Raw genomic sequence first — 20838 nt, forward strand, 5'->3', positions numbered from 1 at the left:
CTATCATCCCTCGAGGCAACGGCGTCCCGGCGAAACGCATCGCGTCGGTGTTCCGCCGGGGCGCCCAACAAGAGGGAACGACGATGAAGTTCATGCTGACCGACAGAAAATTGCACCCCAAAGCCAAGCCCGTCGCCGACGATTTCAAAAAGGGCGGCCTGAACCGGCGCGAATATCTCGCCATGATGGCCGCCTTCGGCGTCAGTGCTGCCGGCGCACTAGCGCTGGGTGGCCTCAGCACCTCTCCGGCCCTGGCCGAGGAGCCGAAGCGCGGCGGCACCTTGCGCGTCGCCATGAACGTCAAGGGCTTCAAGGATCCGCGCACATTCGACGGTGTCGAAATGTCCAACGTCGCCCGCCACTGCAACGAATATCTGGTGCGCTGGAACACCGACTTCACTTTTGAACCCTGGCTGCTCGAAAGCTGGGAAGCCAGCGATGACGCCAAGACCCTCACCCTGCATGTGCGCAAGGGCATTTCCTGGTCGAATGGCGACGCCTTCAACGCCGACGATGTCATCCACAATCTCACGCGCTGGTGCGACGCTTCGGTAGCAGGCAATTCGGTCGCTGCGCGCATGGGCGCGCTGGTCAACGCCGACACCAAGAAACTGGTCGATGGCGGCATCCAGAAGGTCGACGACTTCACCATAAAACTCAATCTGCCGAAGCCCGACATTTCGCTGATTGCCGGCATGGCCGACTATCCGGCGCTGATCATGCACCGCTCCTATGAGGGCGACGGCGACCCGATGAAGGCGCTGGCGATCACCACCGGACCTTGCGAGCTGGTGAAATGGGATGCCGAGACCGGCGCCGAGGTTAAGCGCAAGGACAAGCCGTGGTGGAAGGGCGACTTCTACCTCGACGGCATCAAATGGGTCGACTACGGCTCCGACCCCAACGCGATGCTGTCGGCCTTCGAATCCGGCGAGATCGACACCGACCACGAAACCGCTTCGGACGCCGTCTCGCAGACCGAGCAGATGGGCTTGCAAAATTCCGAGATCGCCACCGGCTCAACCATCGTGGCGCGCTTCAATGTCGGCAATCCGCCCTATGACGACGTCAAGGTGCGCCGCGCGGCCCAGCTCACCGTTGACAATTCCGCCGTGCTGGCGCTCGGTCTCGGCGGTCGCGGCAAGCCCGCCGACAACCATCATGTCGGCCCGATGCACCCCGAATATGCCGATATCGGCCCGGCCAAGCGTGACATCGATACGGCGAAGAAACTGCTCACCGAGGCCGGCAAGGCCGACCACGAATTCGACCTCATCTCCGTCGACGTCGAATGGCAGAAGAGCACCGGCGACGCCGTTGCCGCGCAAATGCGCGAGGCCGGGCTGAAGATCAAGCGCACCGTGCTGCCGGCCGCCACCTTCTGGAACGACTGGAGCAAATATCCTTTCTCCTGCACCGAATGGCTCGGACGCCCCCTCGGCGTCCAGGTGCTCGCGCTCGCCTACAAATCGGGCGCCGCGTGGAACGAGAGCGCCTATGCCAATCCCGAGTTCGACACGCTGCTCGACAAGGCACTGGCAATGCCCGACGCCAAGGCCCGCAAGGAGATCATGGCCAAGATCGAGCAGAATTTGCGCGACTCCGGCATCATCATCCAGCCCTACTGGCGCTCGGTCTACCGAACCTATCGCAAGGGCGTGCATGGCTGCGAGCAGCACCAGTCGCTGGAGCAGCACTTTGAGAAGGTCTGGCTGGAGAGCTGACCCGTTTTGACCGGATGCCTGACGCGGCCACCGACTGTGGGCGCGTCAGGCAATAGCCTGCCTGACGACGTCCGGAACCCGTCCGACCGACATCCGCTCGATGATGGTGGTCGGAAGAACGATCCTTTCGGGCGGCCTGTCATCGCCTTTCAGGCGGCGTATCAGAAGCTCCGCCACGGATTTTCCGAGCGCATAGACCGGCTGGTCGATGACGGTGATCGGAGGCGTCGTCACGCTGGTCCAGTCGGCATCGTGGAAGGTGATCAGCGACATGTCCTGCGGAATGCGCAGCCCGCATTCCCGGATCGCCTTGAACAGTTCGAGTGCGACGACGCTGTCGGATGCGAGAATTGCGGTCGGCCTCTCGGCGCTCCGGAGCAACGCATGCATCGCCGCCCGCGATGTCTCGGACCGTCCGGTACCGAAATGGATGTTGCGCTCGGCTCGCTCTATGCCGGCGTCCCGGCAGGCATCGAGGAAGCCGACAATGCGCTCGCGCACGCTGGAGGTGTTGATCCTCGACTCGCCGCCGCGAAAATCTCCGGACAACACCGCAGCGGTCACATAGGCGATCCTGGTGTGGCCCGCCCGCGTCAGGATGCGCGTGGCGCGCAGCGCCGCATCCCGGTCATCGACGGTGACGGTGTCGACATCGAGGCCCGGCAGCGCCCGATCGAGCAGCGCCAGCGGACAGGCGGAGTGCGCAATCTCGACGAGATGGGCGATTTCTCCGGATTGGGCGGGCGTGACGATCAGCCCGTCAACCTGCTTTGCCATGAGCACGCGTATTGCATTCTTCTCGGCTTCGACCTGTTCGCCCGAATTGGCCAGAATCACATTGATCCCCGACAGGCGCGCCGCGTCGCTGATGCCGCGCACCGCAAGCGAGAAGAACGGATTCTCGATGTCGCCGACGACCACGCCGATGCTGCCGGAGCGTCCGGTCGTCATGCTGCGCGCCAACTCGTTCGGACGATAGTCGAGCACCTTTGCGGCTTCGAGCACGGCGGTGCGCACCTCCTTGCTCACCCGACCATAGCCACCCAACACGCGCGCTGCCGTCGCTTTCGAGACCTTCGCCTGGCGGGCGACATCGCTGACAGTGATGGAAGCAGCCTTGGTCGGACGTTTCATTCTCGAAAAAATCGCTTCTGAGTTCGTTGACGGATGGTCATTCCTGTGGCTACAAATGTCAAGAGACCGGTCTCAATCGCATTTGAGACCGGTCTCACAATAAAAGAGCGCCTGGAGGCGTCGTACTGAAAGCCGTTTCGAAAATTGGCGCGTGTCCGTTGTGAAAGCTTCAGCGCCCCCTGCGGACCGATCTTCAGAGTGGAGAACAACAATGAGCATCAGTGGCCTTTTCACATCGAGCCCGCGGCAGCGTGTCGGCTCGATCATTTTCGCCATCGCACTGGCTGCCCTGTCCTTGCCCAAGGCATGGGCCGCCGGCGACAACCCCTACAATCTGATCGATGCCAAGACGATCAGCGTCGGCACGATGGGTGATGCCAAGCCCTACGCCTTCACGACCGCCGATGGCAAGTTCACCGGCTTCGATCTCGAGTTCTTCCTGAATGTGGTGAACCGGATGGGATTCAAGGCGGATCAGGTGACCTTCACTGGGCAGGAATTCTCGGCACTCATGCCCTCGGTCGCCAATGAGCGTTTCGACGTCGCGGTCGCCGCAATCGGCACCACGGCCGAGCGGAAAAAGAACGTCGATTTCTCCGATGGCTACCTGGCCGGCTACCTCTCGGTGCTGACGTCGGACGCCAAGATCACCGATGCCGAAGGCCTGGCCGGCAAACGCCTCGGCGTCGTGCAGGGCACGCTGCAGGAGATCTATGCCGCGAAAAGCTTCAAGAACACCGACCTGGTAAAATTCCCGGACAACAACTCCGCAATCGCAGCTCTCAACAATGGCACGGTCGACGCGCACTTCCTCGATTACGAGGCGGCGAAACAGTACGGAGAGCGCTATCCGGCGTTGAAGATCGCGATCAACATCCCTTCCTTCGATGCGCCGGCCGGCTTTGTCATTCGCAAGGGCAACGACGCATTTCGTGAAGCACTCAACAAGGGCATTCATGAAGCGATGCAAGACGGCACCTGGAGGGACCTCTACCAGAAATGGTTCCCCGGATCGCCGATGCCGGAGCAATATCTTCCCAAGAAAAACTGAGCCGCGTAGGGCCGCTGGCGCGAATGCCGGCGGCCCTCACCCATGAGCGATCGCACGACCGGTGGCCTTGCCGCCGCGCAAGGCAGGTTTGCAGATGAACTGGCTTGAGAACCTTCAGCGCAGCTTTTTCGACTGGGACGCGATGGCGTCTGTCCTGCCGGCGCTGCTTGCCGTCGGACTGAAAAATACCCTGATCCTCGCGGCGGCGTCCACCGTGCTCGGCATCCTGCTTGGCATGGTCCTCGCCGTGATGGGCATCTCGCGCTCGGCCTGGCTGCGCATTCCGGCACGCATATACACCGACATCTTTCGCGGCCTGCCCGCCATTCTCACCATCCTGCTGATCGGCCAGGGATTCGCCCGCATCGGCCGCGAGATTTTCGGCCCCTCGCCCTACCCGCTCGGCATCCTGGCGCTCAGCCTGATTGCCGGCGCCTATATTGGCGAGATCTTTCGCTCGGGCATCCAGAGCGTCGAAACTGGTCAGATGGAAGCGTGCCGCGCGCTCAGCATGAGCTACGGCCAGGGCATGCGGCTGATTGTGATCCCGCAGGGCGTGCGCCGCGTGCTCCCTGCCCTGGTCAACCAGTTCATCGGCAACGTCAAGGATTCCAGTCTCGTCTATTTCCTCGGCCTGCTTGCCTCCGAACGCGAGATCTTCCGCATCGGGCAGGACCAGGCGGTGGTCACCGGCAACCTGTCGCCGCTGCTTCTGGCCGGAATGTTCTACCTGATCATCACGGTGCCACTGACCCATGTGGTCAACACCATCGACAATCACCTGCGGCTCGGCAGGCAAAAATCCGGCGGCGTCGTCAGCGGCCTCGTAGAAGTCGGCGAGCTTGAGACCACGTCAGGCAAAGCCTCGGTGTCGACCGGCGCCGCGCCGTCAGCCATCAAGGCCGGCAGCTTGGACGTCCGCGATCTCGACATGGCCTATGGCGATTTGCAGGTGCTCAAGCAGATCCGGCTCAAGGTCGAGCCGGGAACGGTCACCTGCGTCATCGGACCGTCGGGTTCCGGAAAATCGACGCTGCTGCGCTGCCTCAACCGGTTGGTCGAGCCGAAGGCGGGCGACGTACTGCTCGATGGCGAAAGCATCCTGGCGATGAAACCGGAGACGCTGCGGCGTCGCGTCGGCATGGTCTTCCAGCATTTCAATCTGTTCCCGAACCATACCGCGCTCGAGAACGTCATGCTCGCCCTCACTGAGATCAAAGGCATGGCGAAAAGCCAGGCCAGGCGCCAGGCGGAAGCGCGCCTTGCCGAAGTGGGCCTGGCCGCGCGCAAGGACTACCGGCCGAGCCGCCTTTCGGGGGGCCAGCAACAGCGCGTGGCGATCGCGCGCGCCCTGGCGATGGACCCGGAGGTCATCCTGTTTGACGAGGTGACCAGCGCGCTCGACCCCGAACTCGTCAAAGGCGTTCTCAATCTCATGGCCGATCTCGGCCGGCGCGGCATGACGATGATCGTCGTCACCCATGAGATGGGCTTTGCCCGCAAGGTGGCGGATCAGGTCGCCTTCATGGACGAGGGCCGCATCGTCGAGGTTGGCCCGCCGGCGGAGATATTCGACAGGCCGAAGAGCCCGCGGCTCAAGCAATTCCTCGCCGAGGTGCTGTGAAAGATGCCGCCGCGCCAACCGGCCAGGCTCGGCGCATCCCTGAAAAACCCATCATCCGATCATCGAAAGCTGCTTCTATGACTGATAAATCCGCTCTCAAGGTCGTCGTCGTCGGCGGCGGCATCTTCGGCGTCTCCACCGCCGTCCATCTCGCCCGCCTCGGCGCCAAGACGACGATCGTCAATGACGGTCCAGCCGCCAATGGCGCATCGTCGCGTTCGCTCGCCTGGCTCAACTCGGCGCGAAAGCGCTCGGCCGCCTATCACAGGCTCCGCATGCAGGGCCTCGACCGCTACAGGACGCTGGCCGCCGGACAGGACAGCGGTGCCTGGCTCCGCCTCGACGGCGGGCTCACCTGGGACACCGATGATGCTTCCAACCAGATCCCGGAAATCTTCCGCCACGAACAGGCGATCGGCTATGAGACGCGTCTGCTCGCGCCCGGCGACATCGCCGCCGTCACGCCGGGTGTCGATGCAAGTGCCGTCTCGCCCCAGGGCGCGATCTTCAATGCGGGCGAAGGATGGGTCGACCTGCCTTCGTTGATCAGCCTAATGCTGAAGGAGTTTCTCGAACGCGGCGGCCGCATCCTCACCGATGCCGGTTCCGCAGACGTCACTCTCGCCAATGGCCGCGTCAGTGGCGTGAAGACTGCGTCCGGCCAGGTCGTTGATGCCGATGCCGTCGTGGTCGCGACCGGTTCGGCAGTGCCGGACATGGCCGCGAAAGTCGGACGACGCATCGGCGACGGCACGACGCGCGCGCTGCTCGTCTTCAGCAGCCCGATCCGGCATCCGCTGCGCGCAGTGTTGAACACGCCGCGTATCGCCATCCGTCCGACTCCGAACGGGGCCTTCGCGCTCGACTCGGCCTGGTCCGAAGACGAAGTCGTCGTGCGTGGCGACGGCACGTACGGGGCAAGGCCATCGACGATAGCGGGACTGCTCGACGAAGCCTCCAAGGTCCTGGATGGAAACCCGACGCTTGCCCTGCAGAGTTATCACACCGGGCCAAAACCAATTCCGGCGGACGGCGAGCCGGTGATCGGCCAGTTGACCGGCATTCCAGGCTATCACGTCGTCTTCAGCCATAGCGGCGCGACGCTCGGGCTCGTCGCCGGAGAATTGCTGGCCGGCGAGATCGTCAGTGGTAAGCCCAATCCGTTGCTCGAAGGGTTTCGCCCCGGAAGATTCGACGACTGACCCGGGGCACGCACCGGTGGAATGCCATTTGCCTTGCGCACGCATTCGTCACAGATTGCACTGACCAGACTTATCGGCTCAGGCCAGGAATTTGCGCGAGACGCACGCAGGCATGCACCACTTCAACCTTGGCACCTATCGGCGCCCCATTTCCACCCGCTCGGCAGAAACCCAGCGCTGGTTCAATATCGGCCTGAACTGGTGCTACGGCTTCAACCACGAGGAAGGCATCAAATGCTTCGAGAAGGCACTGGAGACCGATCCTGATTGCGCTTTCGTGCATTGGGGCATCGCCTATGCCGCCGGGCCTTTCTACAATTTGACGTGGAAGGAGCATGGTGAGGCCGAAGCCAATGCGGCGACCAAACGCTGTTTCGAACATATCCAGCTTGCACGCGCCAACGCGGCTCACGCCAGCGCGGTGGAGAAGCGGTTGATCGAGGCGCTGGCCTGTCGTTTCCAGAAGCCGCACGCGGTGACGCCACAGGTGTTCGAGCAGTGGGACAATACCTTTGCCGCCGAGATGCGGCGCGGGTACCAAAGCTTTCCCGACGACCACGACGTGATGGCGCTGTTTGTCGAAGCGCTGATGATGCGTACAGTACGGCGTCTGTGGGATTTGAAGACCGGCAAGCCGGCGCCGAACTCGGACGTCGTCGAGGCGGAGGTTTGCGAGCGATCGATCCGGCTCGCCGACGAGGCCGGCGTCGCGCAGCATCCGGCGATCGTCCATCTGCACATCCATCTGCTGGAGATGTCGACCATGCCGGAGCGCGGCATGCGCTCGGCGGATCTGCTCGGCGCAATGTGCCCCGATGCCGGGCATATGAACCATATGCCAGGGCATATTTATGTGCTGTGCGGCGACTATGAGAAGGCCAAACTCGCCAGCGAAAAGGCGGTTCGTGCCAACGACCTCTATCTCGCCTATGCCGATGAGCCGACCTACTATCTGCTCGGCTGCTGCCACGACCTGCATCTGATGATGTTCACCTGCATGTTATCAGGCCAGTACCAGCCGGCGCTGTGGGCGGCCGACAAGGTGCGCAGCCTGGTCACCCGCAGTGTCGTCAGCATTCCGGACCGGCCAAAGCTGACCCAGACGGTGGAAGGTTATCATGCGATGAAATCGCATGTGCTGGTGCGGTTCGGGCGTTGGCAGGAGATCATTTACGAGCCGATGGTCGAGGAGCCCGAACTTTATGTGCTGACGACGGCCATGCAGCACTACGCCAAGGGTGTTGCGCATGCGACGCTGCGAAGCTTCCCTGAAGCCGAACTGGAGCGCGAGCGGTTCCATCGGCACCTGTCGCGCATCCCGCCTGAACGGCGTTTCCTCAGCAACCCGACCCGCGCCTCGCTGGCCGTCGGCGCCGCTCTGCTCGATGGCGAAATCGCCTACCACAAAGGCCAGTACGACGAGGCTTACGTCCATCTGCGGCAAGCGGTCGAGCTTGACGACAATCTGTCCTACACCGAGCCGTGGGCGTGGATGCACCCGCCCAGGCATGCGCTGGCGGCGCTGCTTCTTGACCAGCGCCATGCGCAAGAAGCCGAGCAGGTCTATCGTGATGACCTCGGCCTCAGCGGCAAGGTACAACGCTGCGCCCAGCATCCCGACAATGTCTGGGCGTTGCACGGGCTGGTCGAATGCCTGAAACGTCGCGGCGAGAGTGTGGAGCTGCCGGGGTTGCAGGCCAGGCTCGCCACACCACTTTCCAAGGCGGATGTGGCAATCACCTCATCGTGCCTTTGCCGGACGAGCGTGCAATTGAACCGAAGTTGCTGTCACTGAATCCGTTGGGGCCTCGGGAATGCCTGATGCCCCGGCTGCGACCCCTGCCGGGATCGGCCTGATGTCTCAGGCCGATCTTCGATGCAGCGACGCCTTTCCTATGAGAAGACTTCCGCCAGTTCTTCGACGCTGGTGCCTTCCTTGACCTGACGCAGCTCGACGTAGCTGACTGCCGCCGCAATCGACAGCACCATCGACACCACCGTCTGCACCAGGGCTGCCGCCACATAGGCGACAATTCCACCAAAGAGCAGAACCACCAGCGCTATCGCCCATTGGATGACCGCTGCGATGATGATCAGGATCAGGAACAGGCCGAAGAGCGGCCAGCGGTTGCCCTTGGTCAGGACACGGCTGCGCGACATCGAGCCGAAAACGCCGAGCCGCTCCTGGATCAGAACCGGCACCGACACCGACCAGCCAAGCCACAGGATAATGCCGGGCACCACCAGGGCAATCATGGCCAGGGCCGACCCAAGGCCGACGAGCAGGCCGATCCCCAGTGTCGGCAGCAAAAAGCGGATGGCGATCTGAATACAGTCGCCAAAGGTCGGCCGCTTGCCGTTCAAGTCCTCGATGGTCGCCCGCACAAGCGCCGACTGGAGCAGTAGGGCGAGAACAAAGGATATCAACGAGGCGGAAATCGTGACCCAAGGGTTACCAAACATCGCAGCAGGGTTGGCCGCAGCGCCGGGTTCGGCTTGCAGAATCGCGTCGATTTGCGGTTGGGTCAGCAGTCGAATGACAATCGCCGGCAGGCCTGAGAACAAAAAAGCCAACCCGAGGCACAGGCCGATATTGCGGCCGATGACGGCGAAGCTGTTGTTGAACACCCTGCCGATACGGAATTTGTCCGCCCCACCCAGTGTTGCCGAAGTCATGATGCGTCCCCCCGTGATCACCGCCGAATAGCGGCGGCTGTCTTAACAGTAAATCTGCCAAGTTTGATCTCCGGCGTCCAGCCCACTTGCAATTTTCTTGCTGCATTGCCAGTGTCCGCGCGGAACCGCAGGTTGCAGGGGGAGTGGGTGACAGCTGCACAGCCAGACGCTGCGGGAGCCGAGTGGCTGGCCAAGGTGCACAAGCAGCTGCTCGCAGATGATTCGATTCAGTTCGACCTGCCGACCCTTGCGCAGCCCGAGCCGCCGGCATGGCTGAAGCCTTTGCTGGACGGATTGGGGAAGATTGGCCCCTACATGATCTACCTGTTCTGGGGCGCGGTGATCATCGGCCTGGCAATCATCGCGCTTCTCGTCGCTCTCGAAGCAAAGGGGGTAGCGTGGCGCCTGCCGTGGCGACGCGCCCGCAAACAGGCAGAAGCGGAAGAGGAGTGGCGCCCGGATGCCGGCGCGGCGCAGATCCTGCTCTCCGAGGCCGACGCGCTCGCCGCGCGCGGCGCGTATGACGAGGCGGTGCATCTTCTGCTTCGGCGCAGCGTCGCCGACATTGCAGGGCGGCTGCCCGACTTCCTGCGCCCGTCGCTGACATCACGCGACATTGCCACTGCCCCTTCCCTGCCGTCGCGGGCACGCCAGGCATTCAGCGAGATCGCGCGCATTGTCGAGGCTGCCCTGTTTGCCCGCCGGCCGGTCGGCGTCGAAGGCTGGCAGCAGGCGCGCGGCGCCTACGAGCGTTTTGCCTTCAGGGATGCCTGGACATGAGTGCGCCTGCCGTCGATGCCGCGCAGGAACCGTTCAACCGCAGAACCTTGTTCTGGGGCATTTTTGCCAGCCTGCTCGCGGCAGCGGGATTTTTCCTGCTGTCGACCTACGCGCCGGACTTCCGCCAGCCGGCAGGCGGCGCCACGCCGCTCTCCAAAGGCGGTTCTGGGTATGCAGGGCTCGTCGAATGGCTGAAACTTGCCAACGGACAATCACCACCAATGGTGCGTAGCGAGGAAGATCTCAGTTCCGGTCTGGCGTCCGGTTTCCTTTTGATCGTCACCATCGCTCCGAACAGCGACCCAGCTGCGCTCGAAAGAATCATCAGGCTTCGCTCGGGCAAGGACACGCTTTTCGTGTTGCCCAAATGGGTCACCATGCCGTCGTGGGAGCATGAGGGCTGGGAGATGAAGATCGAGCGGCTGCCAGATACAGCCGTCAACGACTGGCTCGGCCGCATCGCCAAGGCGAAACTCGGTGCCGGCAAGACCACAATGGAACAGATCAGCGTCGAGGGTCGCATGGTGGCCACGCCGGACGAGTTGCAGTGGGTTGCCGACGAACATCCGCTGATCGCGGCAGGCAACGGCAAGGCCGTTCTCATCGAGCTCGACGATGAGCCGTTCTACATCCTGACCGACCCTGATCTGATCAACAATGCGGCGTTGAAGGATCCGCAAAAGGCTGCCGCGGCACTCGACATGATCGCCATGCTGGAGCCCGGCAAGGGCGCGGTGATGTTTGACCTCACCTTGCACGGCATCGGGCAGAAATACGATCTCGCCAAGCTTTTGGTCGAGCCGCCCTTCCTGGCGCTGACATTGTCGGTGCTGGCGGCGGCCGCACTTGCCTTCCTGCACGGTCTCGGCCGGTTCGGGCCGCCACGCACAGAGACCCGCGCCATCGCCTTCGGCAAGCGGGCACTGGTCGACACCACGGCGATGCTGCTCAGGCGCGCCGGACGGCTGCAGGAGCTCGGCGACCGTTATGCGGTGCTGATGCGTGCGCGCGCCGGAGCATTGCTCGGCGCGCCGCAGGGACTGCAGGGGGAAGCCCTCGACCACTGGCTAGACTCCCGCGACAAGGACGAAGCCGGCGGATTTACCGCGCGCTTCAAGGCCGCGAACAATTCCGGCACATTGGCTAAGATGCACGCGGCAGCGGTAGAGCTGCATGACTGGACGACAAGGAGGCTTGGTGAACGTCGATGATGTGAAGGCCCTGGCGAACGCGATCAGGGAAGAGGTGGCGAAAGCCATCACCGGGCAGCGAGACACGGTCGATCTGATGCTGACGGCATTGTTCGCCGGCGGGCACATATTGCTCGAGGGTCCGCCAGGTACGGCCAAGACCATGACCGCGCGCTGCTTCGCGCAGGCACTCGGCGTCGTCTACGGGCGCATCCAGTTCACGCCCGATCTGATGCCTGGCGACATCGTCGGCTCGAACATCTACAATTTCCAGAGCGGACAATTCACGCTGACGCGCGGTCCGATCTTCTGTGACCTGCTGCTTGCAGACGAGATCAACCGCACGCCGCCGAAGACGCAGGCGGCGCTGCTGGAAGCCATGCAGGAACACGCCGTTACCTTCGACGGCACCACGCATGCGCTCAGCCAGAACTTCATGGTGGTGGCGACGCAGAACCCGATCGAGCACCAGGGCGTCTATCCACTTCCCGAAGCCCAGCTCGACCGCTTCCTGTTCAAGCACAAGGTGAGCTATCCGGACGCGCAGGAGGAACGCGCCATCATCGTCCATCACGGCGGCGGTTCCGCCTCCCACGACATCAAGCAATACGGCATCGCGGCACAGGCCGACAGCAAGACGCTGGAGAAGGCGCTCGCCACCGTCGGCCAGGTCACGCTGGTCGACGATGTCGTCGGCTACATTGCGGCTCTCGTGCGCGGCACGCGCGAAAGCCCCGACCTGGAGGTTGGCGCCAGCCCGCGTGCGGGCGCCATGCTGGCGCGCGCCGCGCGCGCCAGGGCAGCGCTCGACGGCCGCGCCTATGTCATCCCCGACGACGTCAAGGCGTTGGCGGTGCCGGCGCTGCGTCATCGCGTGATCCTGTCGCCGGCGGCGCAAATCGACGGGCGGCAGGTGGAACAGATCGTTTCCGACCTCGTCGACCAGACGGCAGCGCCCCGTTGATCTATCCGAGCGGCCGAGCGGTCTGGGCAGCGGCGGCGGGCGCCATCCCCGCCTTCCTGATCGCGCTTGCGCTACCTTCCTTCTGGTATCTCGGCCTGTTGTGGATCTGCGCACTGCTTGCTTTCCTGGCGGTCGACGCGGCCGCCGGGCGTGGACGCGCCTCGCTCACCGCCAGCCTTTCAGCGCCGCCGCAAGTCGGCGTCGGCGGGCGGTTCACCCTGCATATCGCGGCGAGCTTCGGCGGGCGGGCGCGCATGCTGCAGGCGCGAGTCGGCCATGACCAGCGGCTGGCGCCGGTCGCCGGCACCGGTGGCGCACTGCCGGCCAATGGCGGCACGCTCGACCTCGAATTCGATGCACTGAGGCGCGGCATCGCCAGCTTTGATCGGCTATGGCTGCGCTGGCGTGGACCGTTCGGATTGATCTGGAACCAGGTCGTGTTGCCGATGGACCGGAAAGTGGCGGTGCTGCCCGACGTCAGCAGTGCGCGCGACGAAGCGATCACATTGCTGCAGCGCTCCACCCTTGCCGACGGCCACGCGCAAAAGCGGGCCGGCCAGGGACGCGAATTCGAGTCGCTGAAGGATTACCAGCCGGGCATGGGCCGGCGGATGATCGACTGGAAGCGCAGCGCCCGCCACGGCAAGTTGCTGGCGCGTGAGTTCCGCATCGAGGAGAACAACAACATCGTGCTGGCCATCGACAGCGGAAGGCTGATGTGCGAGCCGGTCGACGGCGTCCCGAAGGTCGACCGCGCGGTGACTGCCGCCTTGCTCACGGCTTTCATCGCATTGAAGGGCGGCGATCTGGTCAGCCTGTTTGGCTTCGATGCGCGGCCGCGCGTTTCCAGCGGTGCGGTGCGCGGCTCGGCCAGCTTCGCGATGATCCAGAAGCGCGCCGCCGAGATCGACTATTCGACCGAGGAGACAAATTTCACCCTGGCGTTGACGACATTGGCAGCCAAGCTCGACAGGCGCTCCCTGGTCATCATCTTTACCGACTTCGTCGATCCGATCAGTGCCGAGCTGATGCTGCGCACGGTGGGACGGCTGACCGAGCGCCATCTGGTGCTGTTCATGATGATGAAGGATGTCGAGCTGGAAACCTTGGCCGATATGCCACCCGCGACCCCGGAGGATGTCGCGCGGTCGGTGACCGCCGGCGGTCTGTTGAGGGAGCGGCAAGTGGTCATCGCGCGGCTGAGGCTGCTCGGCGCACATGTCATCGAGGCCGACCACCAGCGCCTCGGCCCCACGCTGATCGAGCGCTATATCCAGCTCAAGGAGGAGAACCTCTTATGACGCTGCCCGCCGGCACCGATGCGGTACGCCAGTCATTGGCCAGCTTCCGGCAGGAGCGCGAGGCCGACTGGAAGGCGTTCGAAGCGCTGCTCGCCCGCGTCGAGAAACGGGCGCCGCGCGTGCTTTCGGAAGACGAGCTGCTGTCGCTGCCGCTGCTCTACCGCTCGGCGCTATCCTCGCTTTCGGTAGCCAGGGCCACTTCGCTCGACAGCGCCCTGGTAGCCTATCTCGAAGCGCTCTGCCTGCGCGGCTATTTCTATCTCTACGGTGCGCGGCGCGGGCTGCGCCAGCGCATCGGTGATTTTTTCCTGCGTGACTGGCCGGCGGCGATCCGCGATCTGTGGCGCGAGACCTGGGCCTCGGTCGGATTGACGCTTGTTGGCGCCATTGCCGGTTACTGGCTGGTCGCATCCGACAAGCGCTGGTACGACGCCATCATTGCGCCCGGCCTCGCCGGCGGGCGCAATCCGGATTCGTCGGCCGAGATGCTGCGCAGCGTGCTTTATGATGGCGGCAGTCACTTCCTGTCCGGCTTCGCCGCCTATCTCTTCACCCACAACACCCAAGTGGCGATCCTGGCCTTTGCCCTCGGTTTCGCTTTTACGGTGCCAAGCGTGCTGATTATCCTGATGAACGGATGCATGCTGGGCGCCATATTCCAGATCTATGCCGCCAAGGGATTGGGCTTCGAACTTGGTGGCTGGCTGTCGATCCACGGCACCACCGAATTGTTCGCTATCGCGCTGGCGGGTGCCGCCGGCATGCGCATCGGCACGCGCATCGCCTTCCCCGGCGAGCTGAGCCGCATGGCGGCAGCTGCCCAGGCCGGGCGGATTGCGGCGACCGCCATGGTTGGGGTGATGATGATGCTTTTGTTTGCCGGCCTGCTCGAAGGCATCGGCCGGCAGACGATTACCGGCGATACGGCACGCTACGCCATTGGCGGTGGCATGCTCGCGCTATGGATCGCCTATTTCTACCTGTTGCGGATGGTGCGGCATGGCAACGGCTAGAAACCCGGCCGCGCTGACAAGGCCTTTGATTACGCCGGAGGGCGTCGACCTCAAGGTCAAGCTGGCGGATGCCGGCACTCGGGCTGCGGCCTTCCTGCTCGATGTGGTCATCATCGTCATCGCTGCAATCGCGGTCACTCTCGTTGTGATCTTCGGTCTTGGGGGGCTCGGCGCGCAAGAAGCGGAGCCGCTCTTCATCGCCTGGATCATCTTCATCTTCTTCTTGCGCAACATCTATTTCATTGCCTTCGAGGCTGGCCGGCGCGCCGCAACGCCGGGCAAGCGGATGGTCGGCGTTCGGGTCGCTTCCCGCAGTGGCGCCGGTCTCACGATCGATCAAGTCATCGCGCGCAACCTGATGCGTGAGATCGAGGTGTTTTTGCCGCTTTCGATCATCGCAGCGCGCGGCGGGGCCGGCGTCGCCGATACGCTGTCAACGATCTTCGGTCTGGTATGGGCGCTGCTCTTTTCGCTGTTCCCGCTGTTCAACCGCGACCGCATGCGCATCGGCGACCTGCTGGCCGGAACCTGGGTGGTCGAGGCGCCGAAGGTCGCGCTGGTCGAGGACCTGTCGACACGAAAGGATCCTGGCGCCGGAACCTTCCGCTTCAGCCAGGCCCAACTCGACGCCTATGGCATCGCCGAACTGCACAAGCTGGAGGAGGTGCTGCGTCGCGACGATTATTTCGCGCTGAAGACGGTGGCCGAGACGATCGGGCGCAAGATCGGCGCGGCCCCGCAAGCGCATGATGCCCGCGCGTTCCTGACGGCATACTACGGAGAGCTACGCGCGCATCTCGAACGAAAGCTGCTGCTTGGCACCCGCAAGGCCGACAAGCACCAGCGGTAGGTCGTCTTTTGGACGCGCCCTACCCCACCCACTTCTCATAGTCCGACACCAGCAGATGCAGCGGCGCTACATCCTCGTCGATGTTGGAAAAGCGGCCGATCGGCTCGCGGAAGACGTTATCGGTGAGATCGTCATTGACGGTCGAGACCTCGCCGATCAGCACGTCCTTGCCCTCGGCCCAGAAGGCATGCCAGACGCCGGGCATCAAAGTGACGCTCTGGCCCGGATCGAGCTTCAGCAGCCCGCCCGCCGGCAAGCGGTGGATGGTGCCGTCGACCGGCACCGACACCTCGGCCTTCGGATCGATCCCGCCGTCGCGATCATGCATGAACAGTTCGAGCACCAGCTTGCCGCCGCCACGGTTGATGATGTCCTCGGCCTTGATGTTGTGGCGGTGCATCGGCGACAGCTGGTCCTTGCGCGAGATCATGATCTTTTCGGCATAGAGCATGCCCATGCCCTTCTTCATGTCGGCGTAGACGCCGTTGCGCACGGTGAACAGAAACAGGCCGAGTTCATCGAACTTCTCCTGTCCGTAGTCGGTGATGTCCCAACCGAGCCGCGAGCTAAAGACGGCGGCGGAGTCCGCCTTGCGCGCCTTCATCTCTTCCGGGCTCCAGTAGGCGAAGGGCGGCATGATGTAGCCGAACGAGCGGATGAAGGCGTCGGCGTCGCGGATAATGTCGTTGATGGTGGAGCGCTTCATGATCATGATCCCTTCTTCAGGCGGTGCCTACAGCGCATAACCGAACACCGATCCGGTGTCGACGTAAACTGCATGCTGGCCTCATGACATCCGGCTCGATCGAGGCCATAAGTCTGGGCAAATTTCCCAAGGTGATATTCATGCTCAGCATAGACGATCTCGATACGCCGGCGATCCTGATCGATGCCGGCCGCGCCGAAGCCAACATCGCGCGTGCGCAGGCCCATGCCGACCGGCATGGGTTGAAACTTAGGCCGCACATCAAGACCCACAAACTGCCTTACTGGGCCAGGAAACAGGTCGCCGCCGGCGCCGTCGGCATCACCTGCCAGAAGATTGGCGAAGCCGAAGTGATGGCCGATGCCGGGCTTGCCGATATTTTTCTACCCTACAACATTCTCGGGCGAGCCAAGCTGGAGCGCTTGCTGGCGCTGCATGGCCGCGTGACGCTTTCGGTAACCGCCGACAGCAAGGAGACGCTTGAGGGACTGGCCGCCACCTTCACCGATGCCGGCCACCCTCTGCCGGTGCTGGTCGAATGCGACACCGGCATGGGGCGCTGCGGCGTCCAGTCGGCCAGCGAGGCGGTGGCGCTGGCGAAAGAGATCGACAGGGCAACGGGGCTTAGCTTCGGCGGGCTGATGACCTACCCGGCTGCCGGTCGGGCCGACGAGGCCGAAGCCTGGCTTGCCGAGGCCAAGCAGGCGCTTGCCGCGTCCGGCCTTGCCTGCGAGCGCATCTCCAGCGGCGGCACACCGGATATGTGGCGCTCCGGCGAGGACAGCGTCGTCACCGAATACCGGCCCGGCACCTACATCTATCTCGACCGCTACCAGGTTGCCAAAGGCGTCGGCAGCCTTGACGATTGCGCGCTGACGGTGCTGTCGACGGTGGTCAGCCATCCGACGCCGACCCGGGCCATCCTCGATTCCGGCAGCAAGGCCTTGTCCAGCGACACGCTGGGGCTTGCCGATTTCGGCGAGTTGCTGGGCATTCCCGGCGCCAGGATCACCGGCCTCAGCGAGGAACATGGCAACATCACGCTTACGGGCGACGCCAAGCTTCGTATCGGCGAGCGCGTGCGCATCGTGCCCGACCATTGCTGCGTCGTCACCAATCTGTTCGACCAGGTGCATCTGATTGCGGGCGAACAGGTGCTGGAAACGTTGCCGGTGGCCGCGCGCGGCCGCACAGGGTGACGCACATAATCCAAACTCCGAGTTCAAGGTAGCCCTCGGTCGCCCCTGTCTAAGGTCCGGCTTGTCGCCTGCGTTCCCTTACGTCAATCTGCGTTCAGCAGGCTGGCCATTGGATGGATTCCGGCTTTGCTCGGGAGGAAAAAATGGCTTACGCAATCATGCATTATTTTCCTGGTGGCACGAAGGAGCAGTACGAGGCGTCCATCGCCGCGGTGCATCCAGCAGGCGGAAAAAGCCTGCCAAAAGGCCAGGTCTTCCATGTTGCCGGTCCGTCGGCCGGTGGCTGGTCAATTGTTGCGGTTCACGAATCCAAGAAGAATTGGGAGCAGTTCCGGGACGATATCCTGATGCCTCAAATGAAAAAGGGCATCAAGGGCGGGTTCACCTCGCCGCCTCAGGAGACTTCGTTCGAAGTTCACAATCTGCAGAAATGACAGGCCGTTCAGAGACGGCAGACACTTGATTTGTCGGGGCGCCGGCGCAGCGGGCCTTAGATCGGCTACCCCTCCGCCTGCCTCGCCGCCACCCGCCGCATGGCAATCACGCGGCGGCGGCGGATTTCCGTGCGCATCGCCATAAGGTGCAGGGCGAAGAACAGCACGGTGAAGCCAAGCGCCATCACCAGCAAGGGCCACAGCAGGCTGGGATCGATGGTCGGCCCGCCGAGGCGGAACACCGATGCCGGCTGATGCAACGTGTTCCACCAGTCGACCGAGAATTTGATGATCGGGATGTTGATGAAGCCGACCAAGGTGATGATGGCGGCGGCCCAGGCGGCGCGGCTGGCGTCGTCGAGCGCGCGGGTCAGCGCGATGATGCCGAGATACATCAGAAAGAGGATGAAGACCGAGGTCAGCCGCGCGTCCCACACCCACCAGGTGCCCCACATCGGCTTGCCCCAGATCGAACCGGTGATCAGCGCCAGGGCGGTGAAGACGGCGCCAATGGGTGCGGCGGATTTCAGCGCGACGTCGGCCAGCGGATGGCGCCAGACCAGCGTGCCGAGGGCGGAGATCGCCATCACCGTGTAGCACATCATGGCGAGCCAGGCGAAAGGCACGTGGATATACATGATGCGCACGGTGATGCCTTGCTGGAAATCTTCCGGCGCCGTGAAGCTCATATAAAGCCCGATGGCGAGCACAATGGCGGCGATGGACGCCAGCCAAGGCACGATCCTGTCGGCCAGCCCGACAAAGCGCGTCGGGTTGGCAAGATCCATCCAGCCGGCAAGGCGTGAAGTCGTGTCGCTCATGCGGTTCTACATAGACCGGCGACGCATGAGGGGCAATCGAGTGGTGGTGTCGCACCAAGGTCTTCCCTTCTCCCCTTGTGGGAGAAGGAAGAGAGATCAGGCAGCCTGTTCCTGCTGTTGCTGCACGGTGCGGCTGAGGCGGCGAACCTCCTCGTCGTTGAGCAGGCCGCCGGCGCGCAGCAGGCTGGCAAAGCGGCCGTTGCGGATCGACAGTTCGGCGAAACCGCCCATCTCGATCACCCGGCCCTTGTCCATGAACACGACAAGGTCGGCGTCGCGAACGGTGGTCAGGCGGTGGGCGATGATGAAGGTGGTGCGGCTGCGCCGCAATTCGTCGATCGCTTCCTTGACGCGGTCTTCGGTCTCGACGTCGAGCGCGCTGGTCGCCTCGTCGAGTACCAGGATTGGCGCGTCCTTGAGCACGGCGCGGGCAATGGCAATGCGCTGGCGCTCGCCACCGGAAAGCTGTCCGCCGCGTTCGCCGACGACCGTATCGTAGCCGGCGCTCTTCGACAGGATGAAATCCTGCGCGGCAGCGGCATTGGCGGCGGCGTGAACCTCGTCATAGGTCGCTTCGGCGCGGCCGACGCGAATGTTGTCCTCGATCGTGCGATTGAGCAGGCCGGCATCCTGGAATACGGTGGCGATCGAGTGGCGCAGCGACTTGCGGGTCACCGCGCGGGTATCGACGCCGTCGATCAGGATGCGGCCGCTGGACGGCGTGAAGACGCGCTGCAAGAGATTGATGAGCGTGGTCTTGCCAGCGCCGGTTGGGCCGACAATGGCGACGGTCTGGCCGGCCTGGACCTCGAAGGACACGTCGTCGACGCCCTGCCCCGAATTGGCGAATTCGAAGCCGACATTCTCGAACCGGACGTGACCGGTGACATTGGCGAGATCGCGCAAACCATCGGGCTCGGCGGATTCGGCCGCAGAGTCCTCGAGCTGATAAAACTCCTCGAGCTTGGCCCTGGCTTCGGAAATCTGGTTGGCGAACGCCGACATCTGGTCGAGGCGAGCGATCAGCAGCGTGGCAAAACCGGTAAAGGCAATGACGTCGCCGATGCGCAACTGGCCATGCATCACCAGATAGGAGCCGATCAGAAGCACGATCATCATCGAAATCGTCGACGACAGGCGGTGCAGCGCGTTGGCCATCGCCCACCAGTCGAGCACCGGATTCTGCGCATCAAGCAGGTTCTTGACGTAACGCTTCAGCGCCTCGGTCTCATGACCGATGCGGTTGTAGCTCTGCAGCACGGCGACGTTGCTGACGGAATCGGTGACATGCGCGAACACCTGGTGATAGTGCCGCTCGACGGCCGCCTGGCCCTCCTTGGTGCGACGCATGACCAGCCGACCGATGCCGACATAGAGTACGCCGAGGCCCAAGAGCACCAGCGACATGCGCAGGTCCATGCTGATCGCGGTCGGCACCAGCAGAACCAGGGCGACGGCGGTGGACAGGTGCTGGCGCATGAATTCGAGCCAGAGGCTGAACAGGGTCTCGACCGCGCGCAGCAGCGTGTGCAGCGCGTTGGAGGTGCCGCGCTGATGATGCCAGGCAAGCGGCATGGTGATCACGCGCTCGAACGACTGGCAAAGCACCTCGCTGCGGCGCTTGTGGGCAAAGCGGTCGGCGCCACGCGCCACCAGAACGAAGGCGACGATGTTGAAGGCGCCAAGGCCGGCCCACATCGCCAGCGTCTGGAAGACGGAGCCGCGTTCCGAGATGGCACCGATCACCCGTCCGAACATGATCGGCTCAAGGATGGCTATGGCTGCGAGGGCGACATTCGCGCCGCAGATAAGCGCGACGCGCTTCCTGTCGGCTGCGAGATAACCCAGCGCTCTCCAGTAGATTTGCAGAAGGGACACTTCAGCTTACTCCGCCAAACTATTTATTGTGCACTGCATCATTTTCAGACTCGTACCTGTTGATGCGTCGCAAAACAATGCCCCTGTACCGCGTCAGTTCCCATTTCGCGAACAAAACATGGCGACGGCACGAAATCTGGCGTGATCATCTAACGGTTTGAGATAAAAGGTGAAATGCCAGCCTTGCGGCAAAATCATGGCAGCGGACGGACCCTGCCACAATTTTAATCAGCAAGGGATTGCGCGCGTCCCCGAAGCCCTCGGGCGGCTTGCCGGAGATTATCTCGGGCC

18 protein-coding genes are annotated in these 20838 nt (G+C 63.4%); 13 read left to right on the top strand and 5 right to left on the bottom strand.

The window, feature by feature from the left end; genetic code table 11:
- Positions 1 to 83 precede the first annotated feature (83 nt).
- Entirely contained in the window at positions 84 to 1724 is a 1641-nt protein-coding gene (locus tag AC1DXN_RS10395) for an ABC transporter substrate-binding protein (protein ID WP_477273449.1), read from the top strand.
- A 45-nt stretch (positions 1725 to 1769) separates the two neighbouring features.
- On the opposite strand, the gene AC1DXN_RS10400 is transcribed toward AC1DXN_RS10395, so the two are convergent.
- Positions 1770 to 2858, bottom strand: coding sequence for a LacI family DNA-binding transcriptional regulator (locus AC1DXN_RS10400; protein WP_477273451.1), 1089 nt, complete (start codon positions 2856 to 2858; stop codon positions 1770 to 1772).
- Between the two features lie 211 nt (positions 2859 to 3069).
- Here AC1DXN_RS10400 and AC1DXN_RS10405 point away from each other — a divergent pair, with 211 nt between their 5' ends.
- The 4 genes from AC1DXN_RS10405 (at position 3070) to AC1DXN_RS10420 (ending at position 8530) form a co-directional block, all read left to right on the top strand.
- Entirely contained in the window at positions 3070 to 3909 is an 840-nt protein-coding gene (locus tag AC1DXN_RS10405) for an ABC transporter substrate-binding protein (RefSeq protein ID WP_477273453.1), read from the top strand.
- Between the two features lie 94 nt (positions 3910 to 4003).
- A complete protein-coding gene (locus AC1DXN_RS10410; RefSeq protein WP_477273455.1) occupies positions 4004 to 5533 on the top strand; it encodes an amino acid ABC transporter permease/ATP-binding protein in 1530 nt (509 codons plus the stop codon).
- Between the two features lie 77 nt (positions 5534 to 5610).
- A complete protein-coding gene (locus AC1DXN_RS10415; protein WP_477273457.1) occupies positions 5611 to 6735 on the top strand; it encodes an NAD(P)/FAD-dependent oxidoreductase in 1125 nt (374 codons plus the stop codon).
- A 112-nt stretch (positions 6736 to 6847) separates the two neighbouring features.
- Positions 6848 to 8530 carry a tetratricopeptide repeat protein gene (locus tag AC1DXN_RS10420; RefSeq protein ID WP_477273459.1) on the top strand — a complete coding sequence of 561 codons (1683 nt, stop codon included), beginning with the start codon at positions 6848 to 6850 and terminating at the stop codon, positions 8528 to 8530.
- Between the two features lie 98 nt (positions 8531 to 8628).
- Here the strand turns inward: AC1DXN_RS10420 and AC1DXN_RS10425 are convergent, their stop codons facing one another.
- Positions 8629 to 9411 (bottom strand): hypothetical protein, encoded by a 783-nt coding sequence (locus tag AC1DXN_RS10425; RefSeq protein ID WP_477273461.1) that lies wholly within the window; start codon positions 9409 to 9411, stop codon positions 8629 to 8631.
- 147 nt (positions 9412 to 9558) lie between these two features.
- On the opposite strand from AC1DXN_RS10425, the gene AC1DXN_RS10430 reads away from it, so the two are divergent.
- The 6 genes from AC1DXN_RS10430 to AC1DXN_RS10455 are packed head-to-tail and all read left to right on the top strand — an operon-like array spanning position 9559 to position 15509.
- Positions 9559 to 10191, top strand: a complete 633-nt coding sequence (locus AC1DXN_RS10430) for a DUF4129 domain-containing protein (RefSeq protein ID WP_477273463.1) — start codon at positions 9559 to 9561, stop codon at positions 10189 to 10191.
- A complete protein-coding gene (locus tag AC1DXN_RS10435; RefSeq protein WP_477273465.1) occupies positions 10188 to 11402 on the top strand; it encodes a DUF4350 domain-containing protein in 1215 nt (404 codons plus the stop codon). The genes AC1DXN_RS10430 and AC1DXN_RS10435 overlap by 4 nt, the downstream gene beginning before the upstream one ends.
- Positions 11389 to 12345, top strand: a complete 957-nt coding sequence (locus AC1DXN_RS10440) for an AAA family ATPase (protein WP_477273467.1) — start codon at positions 11389 to 11391, stop codon at positions 12343 to 12345. Before AC1DXN_RS10435 ends, AC1DXN_RS10440 begins: the two co-directional genes overlap by 14 nt.
- Positions 12342 to 13646, top strand: a complete 1305-nt coding sequence (locus AC1DXN_RS10445; RefSeq protein ID WP_477273469.1) for a DUF58 domain-containing protein — start codon at positions 12342 to 12344, stop codon at positions 13644 to 13646. Before AC1DXN_RS10440 ends, AC1DXN_RS10445 begins: the two co-directional genes overlap by 4 nt.
- Entirely contained in the window at positions 13643 to 14659 is a 1017-nt protein-coding gene (locus AC1DXN_RS10450) for a stage II sporulation protein M (RefSeq protein ID WP_477273471.1), read from the top strand. The genes AC1DXN_RS10445 and AC1DXN_RS10450 overlap by 4 nt, the downstream gene beginning before the upstream one ends.
- Entirely contained in the window at positions 14646 to 15509 is an 864-nt protein-coding gene (locus tag AC1DXN_RS10455) for an RDD family protein (protein ID WP_477273473.1), read from the top strand. The genes AC1DXN_RS10450 and AC1DXN_RS10455 overlap by 14 nt, the downstream gene beginning before the upstream one ends.
- 19 nt (positions 15510 to 15528) lie before the next feature.
- Here the strand turns inward: AC1DXN_RS10455 and AC1DXN_RS10460 are convergent, their stop codons facing one another.
- Complete coding sequence (locus AC1DXN_RS10460) at positions 15529 to 16215, bottom strand: D-lyxose/D-mannose family sugar isomerase (protein WP_477243110.1); 687 nt, start codon at positions 16213 to 16215, stop codon at positions 15529 to 15531.
- A 140-nt stretch (positions 16216 to 16355) separates the two neighbouring features.
- On the opposite strand from AC1DXN_RS10460, the gene AC1DXN_RS10465 reads away from it, so the two are divergent.
- Together AC1DXN_RS10465 and AC1DXN_RS10470 are read left to right on the top strand one after the other, a co-directional pair.
- Entirely contained in the window at positions 16356 to 17414 is a 1059-nt protein-coding gene (locus tag AC1DXN_RS10465; protein WP_477273475.1) for a D-TA family PLP-dependent enzyme, read from the top strand.
- A gap of 143 nt (positions 17415 to 17557) precedes the next feature.
- On the top strand, positions 17558 to 17848 hold the full coding sequence (locus tag AC1DXN_RS10470) for a hypothetical protein (protein ID WP_477242748.1): 291 nt from the start codon (positions 17558 to 17560) through the stop codon (positions 17846 to 17848).
- Between the two features lie 65 nt (positions 17849 to 17913).
- On the opposite strand, the gene AC1DXN_RS10475 is transcribed toward AC1DXN_RS10470, so the two are convergent.
- Together AC1DXN_RS10475 and AC1DXN_RS10480 are read right to left on the bottom strand one after the other, a co-directional pair.
- On the bottom strand, positions 17914 to 18669 hold the full coding sequence (locus tag AC1DXN_RS10475; RefSeq protein WP_477242747.1) for a heme ABC transporter permease: 756 nt from the start codon (positions 18667 to 18669) through the stop codon (positions 17914 to 17916).
- A 96-nt stretch (positions 18670 to 18765) separates the two neighbouring features.
- On the bottom strand, positions 18766 to 20547 hold the full coding sequence (locus tag AC1DXN_RS10480) for a glucan ABC transporter ATP-binding protein/ permease (RefSeq protein WP_477242746.1): 1782 nt from the start codon (positions 20545 to 20547) through the stop codon (positions 18766 to 18768).
- Positions 20548 to 20838: the final 291 nt, after the last annotated feature.

It is taken from the genome of Mesorhizobium sp. P2_H9 (genome assembly GCF_056403215.1).